Below are 15,099 nucleotides of genomic sequence, written 5' to 3'. Positions count from 1 at the left end.
CGCCCGCGGCGGCGCGGTGCCGTTGTTGCGGGCTTGGGCCGACCGGCACGGCGCAGCCAGCTCGGGCGAGCCGCCGCGGACCAGCGCGCCCACCGCGCCGCGCACGGGCGAGGACAAGCGGGCCGACAGCCCGGAGCGCACCGACCTGGCCGCGGTGCCGCCGCGCAAGCGCCCGGCGGCGGTGCGGCGGCTGGTCGACGCAACGCTGGTGCAGGTGCTAGGGCACGGCGACGCCGCGCGGATCGATCCCGGGGCCGACTTCGCGGAGCTGGGTCTCGACTCGCTGCTGGCCCTGGAGCTGCGCAACCGGCTGCGCGCCGCGACCGGGCTCGATCTGCCCGCGACGCTGACCTTTCAGAACCCCCATCCGCACGCCCTGGTCAGCTGCATACTCGATGCCTTGGCGGCCGGCGAAACCGGGCCACCAACCGACCGCTCCGCTGCACAGGCGACGCCGGCGGACACGGGCACGGACCGGCGAGCGCCCCCCGAGCCGGCGCTGCCGGACGCTGAGCGCCGGGACGACATTCCCCTGGAGGCCGCCGGACGCGCGTTGATTGCGGCCTCGCCGCACCTGGACGGCTACTACCGCCTCGACTTCGTTCTGGCCCCCTACGTTAATTGCTCGCTGCGACCCGGGCTGCGCATGCCGTTCATCAGCGCCGATGCGCATGGCTACCGCGTCTCCCATGCACCGGAGGGCATCGTCGACAGCGAAACCTGGCGCGGCTTCAAGCGGCGCGCCCTCGCGCTGGGCAACTCCTTCATGCTCGGCTGGGGCGCATCCTCGGACGCCACAACGGTCCCCTCGCTCCTGAACGCCGAGACCGACTACCGCTTCCTGAATCTCGCCGTCATGGGTTGCAGCTCCCTGCAGGAGGTGATCGCCGCCCTGCCGTTCCTGCCCGACACCGAGCTGGTACTGGTCGGCAGTGGCTTCGGCAACCCGCTGCACTATTTGCAATTCAGCACGGAATACGATCCCTATGGCCCGTTCTATGGACAGGACATCTACCTTGGCATCAGCCGGACGGACCACCGCCACCTGGCGGAGCTCCTCAAGGGACAGGCCGACGCCTCGGCCACAACCGGCGCGGACCCCGCCGTCGGCGCCCTGCGCGACAGGCTCGACGCCCATGCCCAGCGGGTCATGCGCTGGAGCGCGGCCGAGGTCGAGGCCCGGCTGGAATTGGCGGCCGAGCATCTGCGCCGCGACCTGCGCACGCTGCTGAAGGCGCTGCCGGACGGCGCCCGGCTGGTCTATGCGATGCAGCCGGTGGCAGCCCTGGCCAAACCGGTGCTGGAGCCCGACGAGCAGGCGTTGTTCTCGGTCTACCGGCAGTTTCCGTTCGTGCGCAATGTCTTCCTGACCTACCTGCTCGAGCGGGTGCCGGCACTGGTCGCGTCCGTCCGGGCGAGCTGCGACGCGCTCGGCGTGCCCTTCTTCGACCTCAACGCGATCGACTACCGGGGCACCTGCTGCAAGGACGATGGCCATACCCTCGATGAAGGAAACCGGCAGATTGCCGGGCGGCTGGCGCAGTGGCTGATGGAGTCGGCATGACCGGGTCGAAACAATGCGGCTTGCCCGACGGACCCGGCCCCACCCGCCTGACATGCCGGGGCTGCCACAGGGCACCACTTGAACGCGCGGTCGCACCATGAGCAGCAGTCGCGCGCAGATCGCGACAACGCTCGCGCCGCCCGCCGCCGCCGTCCCACTCGTGGTCGTCGGCGCCGGCGCCGCGGGCATCGCCTGCGCGCTGGCCGCCGCGCGCGGCGGCGCCGACGTGCTGCTGGTGGAACGGGCCGCGGCGGTCGGCGGCACCGTCGCCGATGCGCTGATCCACACCATCGGCGGCCTGTTCGACGAGACCGGCGCGCCGGTCAATGCCGGCCTGCCGCTGGAGCTGGCGGAACGGCTGGCCGCCGCGGACCCGCGCGGCGTCCAGCGGCGCATCGGCCGCACCCTGGTGTTGAGCGCCGATCCCGCCGTCTACCGCCGTGTCGTGCAGGGCTGGCTCGCGGAGGAGCCGCGCATCACCTGCCTCACCGCCAGCGAGGTAAGCGCGGTGGACGTCGCCGACGGCAGGATCGACCGGGTCAGGCTGCGCATCGCCGACACCGGGGAGCACGACCTGCACCCGCGCGCCATGGTCGATGCGAGCGGCGACGCGGCCGTCGTGCGCCGGCTCGATCCGGCCCTGGTGGAACCCGGCGCGGCCCTGGCGGGACTGGTCGCGGTGCTGGCCGGCGCCGCGCCGGGCGCGCTCGCCTTCCCGAAGGGCGTTGCGCTGATCCGGCGCATCCGCGCGGCCGCCGCGGCCGGCGAGCTACCGCCCGAGTGCGGGACACTGTGGCCGGACAGCGGCATCGCCGCCGGCGAGGTGTATCTCAAGCTTAACCTGTCCGCCGACAGCTTCGAGCCTACGCGCATGGATGCGGTGCTGGCGCGGCTGCTGGACTGGCTGCGCACGCTCCCCGAGCTGGCCGGCGCCGAGCTCGACCGCCGCGGCGCGCTCGGCGTGCGCGACGGCGGGCGCATCCGCGGCCGCTATCGGCTGACGGAGGCCGACCTCGAGGCCGGCTGCCGCTTCGACGACGCCGTCTGCGCCGGCTGCTGGCCTATCGAGCACTGGCATCCCGAGCAGGGTATCCAGCTCCAATATTTGCCTCCCGGCACCCGCTACGAAATCCCGCTGCGGGCGCTTCAGGTCGCCGGCATCGACGGCCTCTATGCCGCCGGCAAGTGCCTCAGCGCCGAGCCCCGCGCGCAAGCCTCGGCCCGTGTCGCCGGCACCTGCTGGGGCATGGGCGCAGGGCTCGGGGTGTGGCTCGCGGCGGCCACGAGCGACGATGCCGAGACAGCCTGAGCATCTGCGGGGTGCATGAGCGCAGCGACTGGGCAAGTATTCGCGCTCGCCACCATCCAACGTGCGTTCTTGTAGGTCGGGCCGACGCAGGAGGCCCAACTATGAGGTGGTTGCGACGCGTTGTAACGGAGCCAGGCGCCACGCGGGGCGTGCCATGGCGGCCGTAGCAGCGCTCACCTGGCAGGTGATGTGCGTCGTCTCGCGGACATCCAACAACCGCGGTTAGTTCGTGACTGAGATTACGGGACGCAACACCGGTTTTGGCAGCGCCAAACGGTGGTGATTGGCGCGCTGGCCCGGTCCCGCGAAGAATGCAAAGCTCGATGGCCCGCTGGAGGATCAAGCATGACAGCCGAGAACCACACCGCAACCGAGGGGAACGCGGCGGCCGCCGCAGACACCCCCGAGTCCGCTCCAATGACGTCGGAGCAGCGGCATGCGGCCGCAGAGCGCCTGGTGCGCAGCTACACCCTCGGCGGCATGGCCGTGGCCCTGGTACCGGTGCCACTGGTGGACCTGGCGGGGCTGATGGCGGTACAGCTCAAGATGCTGCACGGCCTAGCGCGGCTTTACAGCGTGGCGTTCCGGGCGGACCTGGGGCGCTCCGCTGCCGCGAGCCTGGTCGGCGGCGCACTGCCCACGGCGGTGGCGCCGGCGCTGGCGGCGAGTCTAGGCAAGCTGGTCCCCGTCTCCGGGCAGCTCCTCGGCGGCGGCTCGCTGGCGGTGGCGTCCGGCGCCGCGACTTATGCCTTGGGCAAGGTCTTCATCCAGCACTTCGCCGCCGGCGGCACCTTCCTGACCTTCGATCCGGAAGCGGTGCGCGATTACTTCCAGCAGCAGTTCGAGGCCGGCAAGCAGGTGGCCGCCGAGCTCAAGCCCAAGTCCCGTCGCGGCGCGCGCAAGGCCGGCACCGACGACACAACGACTCCAGCAACCGAGCCCCCGGCGGCCGAATAAGGCCCGCGGCCCGCGCGGGCGCATGGTATGTGAGCCCCGGGATGCGCACCGCAAGGTGCCGGGCAGCGGCAATGCCGGCCGATCTTTCCGCGACACAACAACAGCTCTGGCCAGCGCAACAGTCTGCCGGTCGGCCGTGTGCGGCCGGCCGCTAGAGTGCGTGCCGCGCCGGCCGTGGGCCGGAGACAAAGAGCCATGACAATCGAGACGCACCCGCCATGCAACACGACGCTTCCAACGCACATCGCCTTCTGCCACGTACGCGGACCTCCCGCGCCCGCCAGCGCGCGGGATGGGGTTGGCCGATGCTCGGCCTGATGGCCCTCACGGGGCTTGGCGGCACACCGGCGTCGGCACTGGCGCAAGGCCAGGAGCCGCCGTTGGCGGTCTCCGGCAGCGAGTCCGTCGGCGCGGACGCCAGCGGCAACCAGTCGGCGAAAAAGCTCTACACGCTGCGCGACCTGCCGGAACTCGGTGCGCCGCCGAGCTGGGCGGGCGAGGCACAGATCGGCTTCGCGTCGTCCAGCGGCAACAGCGACACCAACAACCTCAACGCCAACCTGTTGATCAGCTACACGGCCTATCCGTGGCGGCACTACCTGGGCGGTGAGGTGATCCGCGCCGAGAACGACGGCAAGCGCACCACGGAGCGCTACGCCGCCGCCTACAAGCCCGAGTATTTCTTCGGCCCGCGCACCTTCGCCTTCGGCTTCTTCGGCTATGACCGCGACCCCTTCTCGAACATCGAGGCCCGCTACTCGAGCACGGTCGGCCTCGGTCATGCATTGGTGGCCAACGAGCGCCAGACCCTGACGGTGCAGCTCGGCGGCGGCTATCGCGTGACCCAGTACACCGACAATACGCCCGATTCCGAGGAGCCGGTCGCACGCGGCGCCTTCAACTACACCCTGAGCCTCACCAACAACACCAACTTCAGCGAAGACTTCAGCGTGATGGCCGGCTCCGACAACACCTTCATCGAGTCCGTCAGCGCGTTGCAGGTGGCAATGACGGACACGCTCGCGCTGAGCCTCAGCTACACCGTGCTCAACAACAGCTTCACCCCACCCGGCATCGAGAGCACCGACACCTTCACCAGCGTCAACCTGGTGGCCGCGTTCTGATCCCGGGACCGGCCCTGATCATCATTCGGGCCAGCGCCGCAACCCCGTGGGAGCGGCGTCCGCGCCGCGATCGGGCGCCCGTCGCGCCGGGGACGGCGCTCCCACGTAGCCGTGCGCGGCGGTGTCGGTCGCGCCGACCCACGGCGAGCCGGTAGGTCGGGCCGACGTCAGGAGGCCCGACGCCGGGCCTGGAAACCCGTTCCGCCCGCCCCGAGCATGGTGGTTCCACGGCAGCCCGCCCGGTAGGCATCCGCGCAACCATGGAGCAACAACACAAGACGCTGTGCATGACCCACCTGGCGACGCCGGACATGGCCAACTTCGCCGGCAACGTCCACGGTGGCACGCTGCTGCGGCTGCTCGACCAGACGGCCTACGCCTGCGCGTCGCGCTACGCGAACCACTACGTCGTGACCCTGTCGGTGGACCAGGTCTTCTTCCGCGAGCCCATCCACGTCGGCGAGCTGGTGACCTTTCTCGCGTCGGTGAACTACACCGGCACCACCTCCCTGGAAGTCGGCATCCGGGTTGTCGCCGAGGACATCATCCACAAGATCACCCGGCACGTGATGACCTGCTATTTCACGATGGTCGCCGTGGACGAGCGCGGCCGGCCGGTGCCGGTGCCGGCGCTGCGCATCGAGACCCCCACCGAGCACCGGCGCAACCAGAGCGCCAAGCTGCGCCGCGAGCTGCGCCGCGAGATCGAGCAGCGCCACCAGCAGATCAAGCAGGCGCAGCCGGCGGGCGCCGACGCTGCCGCGGCCGATCCCGGTCCCTGAGCCAAGCCGCGCGCCGACCCCTCCGCGCCCCGGGCCCGACGCTGCCCGACGCCGACGCTCCCTGACCGCCAAATTCGCTGGCCTCGCCGATCTTGGCTCCCCGGTTTTTCGACTACCTGGTGCAACCGCGCGCAAGTCCCGAGACCGTCTCAGGTCATTACCGTGATCGTGATCGTGGTCGTGGTCGGAGACTCGACAACGACAACGACAACGACAGGAAAATTGGGAGAAGCGGTGCACTAGCGGCATCCCCTGCGCGAAGGCCCGGCCGCTCCCCGTTCGAAGCCGAACGGATACTGCGCCAACGCAAGCAAAGACCGCCCCCGGCTTGACCGGATAAACCCCGCGGGATACGTTCGCCTGTTGATGTCACCCGGCGCGTGCCCCGGCTCGGCGCCGCCCATGGCTGCGACACGCGCGCCGCTGCCCGCCCATTTCAAGCCTCCCAGGACCACGCTATGCCGGCTGCCTTTCCGTTCTCCGCCATTGTCGCCCAAGACGAGATGAAGCTCGCGATCCTGATCGCGGCGACGGACCAGAGCATCGGCGGCGTGCTGGTGTTCGGCGACCGCGGCACGGGCAAGTCCACGGCCATCCGCGCGCTGGCCGCGCTGCTGCCGGCGATGCGGGTGGTGGACGGCTGCGTCTACAACTGCGACCCGGACGCACCCGACGGCGCGCTCTGCGCCTCCTGCCGCGAGACCCGGGCCAGCGGCGGCAAGCTCAAGGTGCGCAAGGGCGCGGTGCCGGTGGTGGACCTGCCGCTCGGCGCCACCGAGGACCGCGTCATCGGCGCGCTGGACCTGGAGTCCGCGCTGACCCGCGGTGAAAAGCGCTTCGAGCCCGGCCTGCTCGCTCGCGCCCACCGCGGCTTCCTGTACATCGACGAGGCCAACCTGCTGGAGGACCACCTGGTGGACGCCCTGCTGGACGTGGCCGCCAGCGGCGAGAACGTGGTCGAGCGCGAGGGCCTGAGCGTGCGCCACCCGGCGCGCTTCGTGCTGGTGGGCAGCGGCAACCCCGAGGAAGGCGAGCTGCGCCCGCAGCTGCTCGACCGCTTCGGCCTCTCGGTGGAGGTGACGACGCCGCAGGAGCTCAAGACCCGCATGCAGGTGGTGCGGCTGCGCGACGAGTTCGAGCGCGACCCGGACGCCTTTATCGAGAAGCACAAGCGCAAGGACGCCAAGATCCGCAAGCAGATCCTCCATGCCAAGGACAAGCTCGGCGAGGTGGAGGTGCCAGACGCGACCCTGGAGCGCGCCTCGCAGCTGTGCATGAAGCTCGGCACCGACGGCCTGCGCGGCGAGCTGACCCTGATCCGCGCCGCCCGCGCCTATGCCGCCCTGGAGGGCGACGACAGCGTCGCAGACAAGCACTTGAAGCGCGTCGCCCCGCCGGCGCTGCGCCATCGGCTGCGGCGCAACGTGCTCGATGACGCCGGCTCCACCATCCGCGTCAACCGCGCCGTCGAGGAGCTGTTCGGCGCATGAGCACCAGCGCCCCGGCCCCGGCCGGCGCCATGCCGGGGCAGGATATGGCCGACGCGGAGGCCGCGGCCGCCGCGGAGCGCCAAGCACAACTCGCCGCCCGCTGGGATGACGCCTGCCTGGCCGCCGCGCTGTTCGCGGTGGACCCCGTCGGCACCGGCGGCATCTCGATGCGCGCCCTGCCCGGCCCGGTGCGAGACATCTGGGTGGACCTGCTGCGCGAACTGCTGCCCGCCGAGCAGCCCTACCGCCGCATCCCGCTGCACATCGCCGACGGCCGCCTGCTGGGCGGGCTGGACCTGGCGGCCACGCTGCACGCCGGCCGTCCGGTGGCTGAGCGCGGCCTGCTCGCCGAGGCCGACGGCGGCGTTCTGCTGCTGGCCATGGCGGAGCGTGTCGCCCGCAACACCGCCGCGCACCTCAGCGCCGCGCTGGACAACCAGGAGGTGGTGGTGGAGCGCGACGGCATCACGGCGCGCACACCCACCCGCTTCGGCGTCGTCGCCCTGGACGAGGGCGCCAACGACGAGGAGCAGGTGCCCACCACGCTGAAGGACCGCTTCGCGATCCTGCTGGACCTCAACGACATCCCTTACAACGCCGCGCTGCCGCCGGACCAGGACGCCGACGGCATCCTGCGCGCGCGCCGGCACCTGCCGCAGGTGGCGGTGCCGGACGACATGCTGGAGGCCATCTGCGGCACCGCGCTGGCCCTGGGCGTGGATTCGCTGCGGGCCAGCCTGTTCGCGCAGCGCATCGCCTGCGCCGCCGCCGCGCTCGCCGGGCGCGACGCCGTGGAGATGGAGGACGTCGGCACCGCCGCCCGGCTGGTGCTCGGCCCCCGCGCCACGCGCATCCCGATGCCGGACCCGCCCGAGGACCAGCAGCAGCCGGAGGAACCGCCGCCACCGGAAGAGAACCAGGACGACGACCAGGACAGTCAGTCGCCGGAGCAGGAGATCGACAAGCCGCTGGAGGACGTGGTGCTGGAGGCGGCGCAGGCGGCCATCCCGGACAACCTGCTGGCGATGCTCAAGATGGGCGCCATGCGATCGCGCTCGCGCACCAGCGGCAAGTCCGGCGCGAGCCAGAGCGGCTCGCTGCGCGGGCGGCCCGCCGGCACCCGCCGCGGCGAGCCCGGCGCCGGTGCCCGGCTCGCGGTCATCGACACCCTGCGCGCCGCCGCACCCTGGCAGCGGCTGCGGCGCCACGAGCGCGAGCAGCAAGGAACCGGCAGCGACGTGCTGGTGGAGGTGCGCCAGGACGACTTCCGCGTCACCCGCTACAAGCAGCGCTCCGAGACCACCACCATCTTCGCCGTAGACGCCTCCGGCTCCGCCGCGCTGCACCGCCTCGCCGAGGCCAAGGGCGCCGTCGAGCTGCTGCTGGCGGACTGCTACGTGCGCCGCGACCGCGTCGCCATGGTCGCCTTCCGCGGCCCCGGTGCCGAACTGCTGCTGCCGCCCACCCGCTCCCTGGTGCGTGCCAAGCGCAGCCTTGCCGGGCTGCCCGGCGGCGGCGGCACGCCGCTCGCCGCCGGCATCGACGCCGCCCTGGACCTGGCGGACGGCGTGCAGCGGCGCGGCGGCACGCCGGTGGTGGTGTTGCTGACGGACGGCCGCGCCAACGTCACCCGCGAGGGCATCGGCGGCCGCGCCCAGGCCACCGAGGACGCGCTCGCCTCCGCCCGCGCCTTCCGCACCGCGGAGCTCAAGGCCCTGGTGGTGGACATGTCCCCGCGCCCGCGCGCGGACGCCGAGAAGCTTGCCCACGAGATGGGGGCCGTTTATCTGCCATTGCCGCATGCGGATGCGAAGGCGTTGTCCGGCGCGGTGCAGGCGGTGGCTTAGGGGAAGAAGGGCCGAGTTCCAAGGGCCGGGGGCCGCGCGGGCTGTTTCGGTTGCGGGCGCTTGGCCCCGCTCGCAAGCCGGTAGTCGGGTTAGCGATAGCGTAACCCGACGTTCGACTGTCGGGTTACGCTATCGCTAACCCGACCTACACCGAGCGCTTGCCCAGCCTCCGGAGCTTCGGCACGAGGGATAGAGGTCCGCTCAGCGTCCACCGCACTTCGCACTTCGCACTTCGCACTTCGCACTTCGCACTTCGCACTCAAAAGGATGACCTCCGCCGAAGTCCTCAACGACAAGCTCGACTGGCCGCGGGACGGCGGCGACTGGCCGAACCACGCCGCCAGCCGCTTCGTCGAGGCCGGGGGCTTGCGCTGGCACGTACAGGTGGCTGGCAGCGGCCCGGTGCTGTTGCTGGTGCATGGCACCGCGGCATCCACGCACTCCTTCGGCGGGCTGTTCCCGCTGCTCGCGGAGCGGTTCACCGTGGTGTCGCCGGATCTGCCGGGGCACGCCTTCACCGGCACGCCGCATCCCAAGGAGCTCTGCCTGCCCTGCATGGCCGGCGCGCTTGGGGCGCTGCTGCGCGAGCTCGACCTCGAGCCCGAGGTCGCGGTCGGTCACTCGGCGGGGGCGGCCGTGATCGTGCAGATGGCGCTGGACGGCCTCATCAGCCCGCGGCTGATCGTGAGCCTGTCCGGCGCACTGCTACCGCTGCGGGGTTTCGCCGGCAAGTGGTTCTCGCCGGCGGCCAAGTTCTTCGCGCGCAACTCCTTCCTGCCCAAGTTCTTCGCCAACGGCGCGCGCAAGGACCCCAAGGGCGTGCAGCGTCTCGCGGACAGCACGGGCTCCCGGCTTGCGCCGCAGGACATCGCCTTCTACCGCCGCCTCATCGCGAGTCCGGGACATCTCGCCGCGGCGCTGAACATGATGGCCAACTGGGATCTGGAGCCAATGGCCCGCGACCTGCCGGAGCTGGAATCCGACTTGCTGCTCATCGCCTTCGGCAACGACCTCACCGTGCCGCCGGACGAGGCCGAGCGCGTGCTCACGGTGCACCCGGCTGCCCGCATGCGGCTCGTCGGCGGCTTCGGCCACCTCGCCCACGAGGAGGACCCGGCGACCGTGGCGGCGCTGATCTTCGACGCGGCTGGCATGAACTGACATGCCGTCAACCGCGCCCGACATCGCGCCCACCGCGCCAGAGCCGGGCGCCACCGGCTGGAGCAGGACGACGCCGTCCGGACCAGCATCATCCGCCCAAGCTTGCCTCGCGGCCGGCGCGCCGGGATACTAGCCGCATGAGCTTCGCCACGTCGCTGACCAATCACTTCCTGATCGCGATGCCGGGTCTGAAGGACCCGAACTTCTCGCGAACAGTCACCTATGTCTGCGAGCACACCGAGCACGGGGCCATGGGCATCGTCATCAACCGGCCCATGGACATCAGGCTCGGCGAGGTGCTGGAACAGCTCGACATCGAGCCGGCAGTGGCCGGCGTGGCGGACACCCAGGTCTACCTGGGCGGGCCGGTGCAGACCGACCGCGGCTTCGTCATCCACTCCGGTCCCGTGGAATACGACTCCACGCTGGCCGTCACGCAGGACATCCGCGTCACCACCTCGCGCGACGTGCTCGAAGCCATCGCCAACGGCGAGGGGCCGGCACACACGCTCATCGCCCTCGGCTACGCGGGCTGGGGTAGCGGCCAACTCGAAGAGGAGCTGAGCGCCAACGCCTGGCTCAGCGGCCCGGCGGACGCTGACATCATCTTCTCCCGCTCACCGGGGGAGCGCTGGCTCGCCGCGGCCCAGTTGCTGGGCATCGACCTGAACCTGCTGAGCGGCGATGCCGGGCACGCTTGAAGAAGGTCCTAGGCCCAAGGGCCGAGGGCCGGGGGCGGATGCGAGCGGCGGTCGCGCGAGCCGGTCGGCACGGCACGCTGCCGACCGGTAGGGCCGCCGCGGGCTGGTTTTCTTGGCCACGCTGCTGGGCTTCGATTTCGGCACCAAGAAGATCGGTGTCGCGGTGGGACAAACCGTCACCGGCACCGCGAGCGCCCTCACCACGCTGCGCCATCGCGGCCACAAGCCGGACTGGGTCGCCATCGAATCTCTGATCAGGGAGTGGCGGCCCGAGGCCGCCGTGCTGGGCCTGCCGCACAACATGGACGACAGCGAAGAGGAGACCCTCGCGGCGCCGGTGCGGCGCTTCGCCCGCCAGCTCACCGGCCGCTTCGGCATTCCGGTGCACCTCGTCGATGAGCGCCTGACGACGCTCACCGCCGAACGCGCCCTGAGAGAACAGGGTTGGGGAAAGGGCCGCGGGCGGCGTAGCACCGACGAGCTGGACGCCTACGCCGCGAAGCTGATCCTGGAAACCTGGCTCGGCGACGCCGGCCGCTGAGCGCGGCGCCTGACCTCGGCGGGAGCGAGCCGCACCGAGCCGGATTTCCGACGCGTAGCAGCGCTTGCGGGACCCGCGCTTATGGGAGCGGCACGCTTGGTGCCACGACCGGCGGCAGAGCAGCACACCACGCCCCGAGTCACTGCCAAGCGGCAGACAATCGCAGGGCCGGGATCGCGCCACAAAAGGCAGTTGAGCGCCAGTCGCGAGAACCGCACTGGATGAATCTCGATACTCAACGTCGAGATGGATCAGGAACGGCTGATCGGGCGGCGGGCGCGGCAGCAGGGCATCCGCTTTCGGCGCCCACAGACAGGCCTCCAGCACGCTGGTCTTGCCGCAGCCGTTCGGCCCCGCGAGCACCGCCAGGTCGAGCGGCGCGTCCCCGGCCGCTCCAGCGGCCCGGGTCCCGTAAGACGCGGCTTGCCGGTGTTGAGGCGGAGCCTCGGCACGAGACATACCAACCGCTGCATCCGCGGTTGCCGCCTCGAGCCACTGGCTCGGAATCGCCGCATGCTCCCGGCGGCCGGAGCCGCCCGGCACGCTGACACCTCGATGTTTGCGCCGGGACCGGTGCCGTCGCTCGCGATCAGCAGCAGCAACGCATGGCACACCTCGCCATCGGCGAGCCGCCGGCGCAGGTCGGCACGCCAGCCGTCCACGCGCTCGTAGCGGCCGATGAGGCCGGTATCGGTGAGCAGCACGGGGCCGTCGGTGGGCAGGATCTCGTCGGTGAGGGCCGGCAGCACCCGGCGCACCAGCCCCTGAAGGCGCGACCAGTCCACGCTGCCATCGAGGACAAGCTGACACAGCGCCAGTTGCTCGCGTCCTACGACTTCCGTCTGGAGACCGCCGCGCGCGAGGCCGAGCACAAGCGCGCCGAGGCGCGTGGCATCCGCGACTTCCAGGCGCGCGTCGACGCCACCCTGACACCGCGGCGGCTGCGCCATGAGGGCATTCGCGCCGCCCGCGCTCTGGCCACGTCCGAGAACACGCGCGTGGTGGTGATCGGCGCCGACGAAGGCGGCCTGCCGCTGGTGCCGGGCGGACGCACACGTTGACGGCCGGTGGTCCGCCGCGGGACAGGCTCCGCGGCAGGCGCGAGAGGGCGCGCAGCAGGTCGCCCATGACCCGCGCATCTCCGCGGTGCTCGGCCACCGCCGCTCACAGCTTGAGCTTCTGCTCCTTCGGCTGCTGCGGGCGCTGCCGCCCGGGCGCCGTGGCCGTGGTCTCGCCGGTGGGCGCCTGCGTGACGCCCTCGAAGATGGTGCTGTCGTCCACCTCCTCTTCCTCGCTCACCAGCGAGATCTTGTCCGCGCCGTCGGCGAGAGTGCGGTTGATGTCCTCGGAGCCCTTGAGTTTGACCATCAGCCGCAGCTCGTTGGCGGAGTCCGCGTGCCTGATGGCCTCCTCATAGCTGATCTCGCCCTCCTGAAGGAGCTGGAACAGCGCCTGGTCGAAGGTGATCATGCCTTGCTCGCTGGACTTGGCCATGATTTCCTTGAGCTTGTGCACCTCGCCCTTGCGGATCAGGTCCGACGCCAGCGGGGTGTTGATGAGGATTTCCACGACGGCGCGCCGCCCGCGGCCGCTCTTATGGGGCACCAATTGCTGGGCGACAATGGCGCGCAGGTTCAGCGACAGGTCCATGAACAACTGCCGGTGCGCCTCGTCGGGAAAGAAGTTGATGATGCGGTCGAGCGCCTGGTTGGCGTTGTTGGCGTGCAGCGTCGCGAACACCAGGTGGCCGGTCTCGGCGAAGGCCACGGCGTATTCCATGGTCTCCTTGGTGCGGATCTCGCCGATCAGGATCACGTCCGGCGCCTGGCGCAGGGTGTTGCGCAGCGCGATCTCGAAGGACTCGGTGTCCACGCCCACCTCGCGCTGGGTAATGATGCAGCCGTCGTGCTCGTGGACGTACTCGATGGGGTCCTCGACGGTGATGATGTGCCCCGTGGTCATACGGTTGCGGTAGCCGATAAGCGCCGCCAGCGACGTGGACTTGCCCGTACCAGTGCCGCCCACGAAGATGACGATGCCGCGCTTGTGCATGCCGAGGTCGCGCAGGATGGAGGGCAGGCGCAGCTCCTCGATGGTGGGAATGCGCGTCTCGATGCGCCGCAGCACCATGCCGGCGTGGTTGCGCTGCCTGAAGGCACTGACGCGAAAACGCCCGGCACCGCGCGCGTTGATGGCGAACTGGCACTCGTTGGTCTCTTCGAACTCCTTGAGCTGCTTGGCCGTCATCAGCTCTTGGGCGGCCTGCATGGTCTGTTCCGGGGTCAGCACCTCGGTGCCGACGGGGCGAATGACGCCGTCGATCTTGATGCTCGGCGGCCGGCCGGCGGTGATGAACAGGTCCGAGCCCCGTTCATCGTTCATCATGTTGAGCAGGTTCTTGAGATCCATGCGCCCTAGAGGAAGCTCTCTTTGTTCTGTGCCTTGATGCGTGCATCGGCCTTGGTGACGAAGCCGCGCTTGACCAACTCTGCCAGGTTTTGATCCAGGGTCTGCATGCCGCTCGCCTGGCCGGTCTGGATGGCCGAGTACATCTGCGCCACCTTGTCCTCGCGGATCAGGTTGCGGATGGCCGGTGTGCCGATCATGATCTCGTGCGCGGCGATGCGACCGCCGCTGATCTTCTTCAGCAGCGACTGCGAGATCACCGAGCGCAGCGACTCCGACAGCATGGACCGCACCATGGTCTTCTCCGCCGCCGGAAACACATCGACGATGCGATCGATGGTCTTCGCTGCCGAGCTGGTGTGCAGGGTGCCGAACACCAGATGGCCGGTTTCGGCGGCGGTGAGCGCGAGCCGGATGGTCTCGAGATCGCGCATCTCGCCCACCAGAATGATGTCCGGGTCCTGACGCAGCGCCGAGCGCAGCGCCTCGCTGAAGCCCAGCGTATCCTTGTGCACTTCCCGCTGGTTGATCAGGCACTTCTTGCTGGTGTGCACGAACTCGATGGGGTCCTCGATGGTGAGGATGTGCGAGTACTGCGTATCGTTGACATAGTCGATCATCGCCGCCAGCGTCGTGGACTTGCCGGAGCCGGTGGGGCCCGTCACCAGCACCATCCCGCGCGGCACGTCGACGATCTGCTTGAAGATCTCCGGCGCGTTCAGGTCTTCCAGCGTCAGCACCTTGGAAGGGATGGTCCGGAACACCGCCGCGGCGCCGCGCTTCTGGTTGTACGCATTGACGCGAAAGCGCGCGACGCCTGGGATCTCGAACGAGAAGTCGGTCTCCAGGAACTCCTCGTAGTCCTTGCGCTGCTTGTCGTTCATGATGTCGTAGATCAGCGCATGCACCGTGCGGTGTTCCAGCGGCGGCACGTTGATGCGGCGCATGTCGCCGTCGACGCGGATCATGGGCGGCAGGCCCGCGGACAGGTGCAGGTCCGAGGCCTTGTTCTTGACGCTGAAGGCGAGGAGCTCGGCGATGTCCACGGGCGTCTCCCGGGCTGTCGGCAATCGGTGCCGCCGACGAACGGTACCAAGCACCACGCCGACGGCCAAAGGGCAAGGATAGCGCGAAGCGTCGGGTCGGGTTCGAGCGTCAGGTCTCGCGACGGGACGGACGCCAGTCCCGGCGTCTGCCGAGCGCCAGCGCCCGGATCG

Annotated in this window: 13 protein-coding genes; 11 read left to right on the top strand and 2 right to left on the bottom strand. The window is 70.4% G+C overall.

Annotated elements, in window-relative coordinates:
• The 11 genes from LJE69_RS06800 to LJE69_RS06750 all read left to right on the top strand — a co-directional run.
• Nucleotides 1–1,564, top strand: a 1,564-nt coding sequence (locus tag LJE69_RS06800) for an acyl carrier protein (protein WP_296923056.1), incomplete at its 5' end; no start/stop codon positions are given.
• A gap of 97 nt (nt 1,565–1,661) precedes the next feature.
• Nucleotides 1,662–2,873, top strand: coding sequence for an FAD-dependent oxidoreductase (locus LJE69_RS06795; protein ID WP_296923053.1), 1,212 nt, complete (start codon nt 1,662–1,664; stop codon nt 2,871–2,873).
• A 345-nt stretch (nt 2,874–3,218) separates the two neighbouring features.
• Nucleotides 3,219–3,830, top strand: a complete 612-nt coding sequence (locus LJE69_RS06790; protein WP_296923050.1) for a YcjF family protein — start codon at nt 3,219–3,221, stop codon at nt 3,828–3,830.
• A gap of 305 nt (nt 3,831–4,135) precedes the next feature.
• On the top strand, nt 4,136–4,954 hold the full coding sequence (locus LJE69_RS06785; RefSeq protein ID WP_296923048.1) for a YdiY family protein: 819 nt from the start codon (nt 4,136–4,138) through the stop codon (nt 4,952–4,954).
• A gap of 260 nt (nt 4,955–5,214) precedes the next feature.
• Nucleotides 5,215–5,736, top strand: a complete 522-nt coding sequence (locus tag LJE69_RS06780) for an acyl-CoA thioesterase (RefSeq protein ID WP_296923045.1) — start codon at nt 5,215–5,217, stop codon at nt 5,734–5,736.
• A 458-nt stretch (nt 5,737–6,194) separates the two neighbouring features.
• A complete protein-coding gene (bchI, locus tag LJE69_RS06775; RefSeq protein WP_296923042.1) occupies nt 6,195–7,226 on the top strand; it encodes a magnesium chelatase ATPase subunit I in 1,032 nt (343 codons plus the stop codon).
• 44 nt (nt 7,227–7,270) lie between these two features.
• Nucleotides 7,271–9,073: a magnesium chelatase subunit D gene (locus tag LJE69_RS06770; RefSeq protein ID WP_296923065.1), complete on the top strand. Its 1,803-nt coding sequence runs from the start codon at nt 7,271–7,273 to the stop codon at nt 9,071–9,073.
• A 267-nt stretch (nt 9,074–9,340) separates the two neighbouring features.
• Nucleotides 9,341–10,234, top strand: coding sequence for an alpha/beta fold hydrolase BchO (bchO, locus tag LJE69_RS06765; protein ID WP_296923038.1), 894 nt, complete (start codon nt 9,341–9,343; stop codon nt 10,232–10,234).
• 137 nt (nt 10,235–10,371) lie between these two features.
• A complete protein-coding gene (locus LJE69_RS06760; RefSeq protein WP_296923035.1) occupies nt 10,372–10,935 on the top strand; it encodes a YqgE/AlgH family protein in 564 nt (187 codons plus the stop codon).
• Nucleotides 10,936–11,047: 112 nt separating this feature from the next.
• Nucleotides 11,048–11,476 carry a Holliday junction resolvase RuvX gene (gene ruvX / locus LJE69_RS06755; RefSeq protein ID WP_296923032.1) on the top strand — a complete coding sequence of 143 codons (429 nt, stop codon included), beginning with the start codon at nt 11,048–11,050 and terminating at the stop codon, nt 11,474–11,476.
• Between the two features lie 605 nt (nt 11,477–12,081).
• On the top strand, nt 12,082–12,537 hold the full coding sequence (locus tag LJE69_RS06750) for a hypothetical protein (RefSeq protein ID WP_296923029.1): 456 nt from the start codon (nt 12,082–12,084) through the stop codon (nt 12,535–12,537).
• Between the two features lie 103 nt (nt 12,538–12,640).
• Here LJE69_RS06750 and LJE69_RS06745 read toward each other — a convergent pair whose 3' ends face one another.
• Both LJE69_RS06745 and LJE69_RS06740 read right to left on the bottom strand, forming a co-directional pair.
• Nucleotides 12,641–13,885 carry a PilT/PilU family type 4a pilus ATPase gene (locus LJE69_RS06745; RefSeq protein ID WP_296923026.1) on the bottom strand — a complete coding sequence of 415 codons (1,245 nt, stop codon included), beginning with the start codon at nt 13,883–13,885 and terminating at the stop codon, nt 12,641–12,643.
• A 5-nt stretch (nt 13,886–13,890) separates the two neighbouring features.
• Nucleotides 13,891–14,928 carry a type IV pilus twitching motility protein PilT gene (locus LJE69_RS06740; RefSeq protein WP_296923024.1) on the bottom strand — a complete coding sequence of 346 codons (1,038 nt, stop codon included), beginning with the start codon at nt 14,926–14,928 and terminating at the stop codon, nt 13,891–13,893.
• Nucleotides 14,929–15,099: the final 171 nt, after the last annotated feature.

The organism is Thiohalocapsa sp., assembly GCF_022340605.1.
Taxonomy (GTDB): Bacteria; Pseudomonadota; Gammaproteobacteria; order Chromatiales; family Chromatiaceae; genus Thiohalocapsa.
Note: the sequence above shows the minus strand (reverse complement) of the source record. Positions and strands in the feature narration are given on the sequence as shown.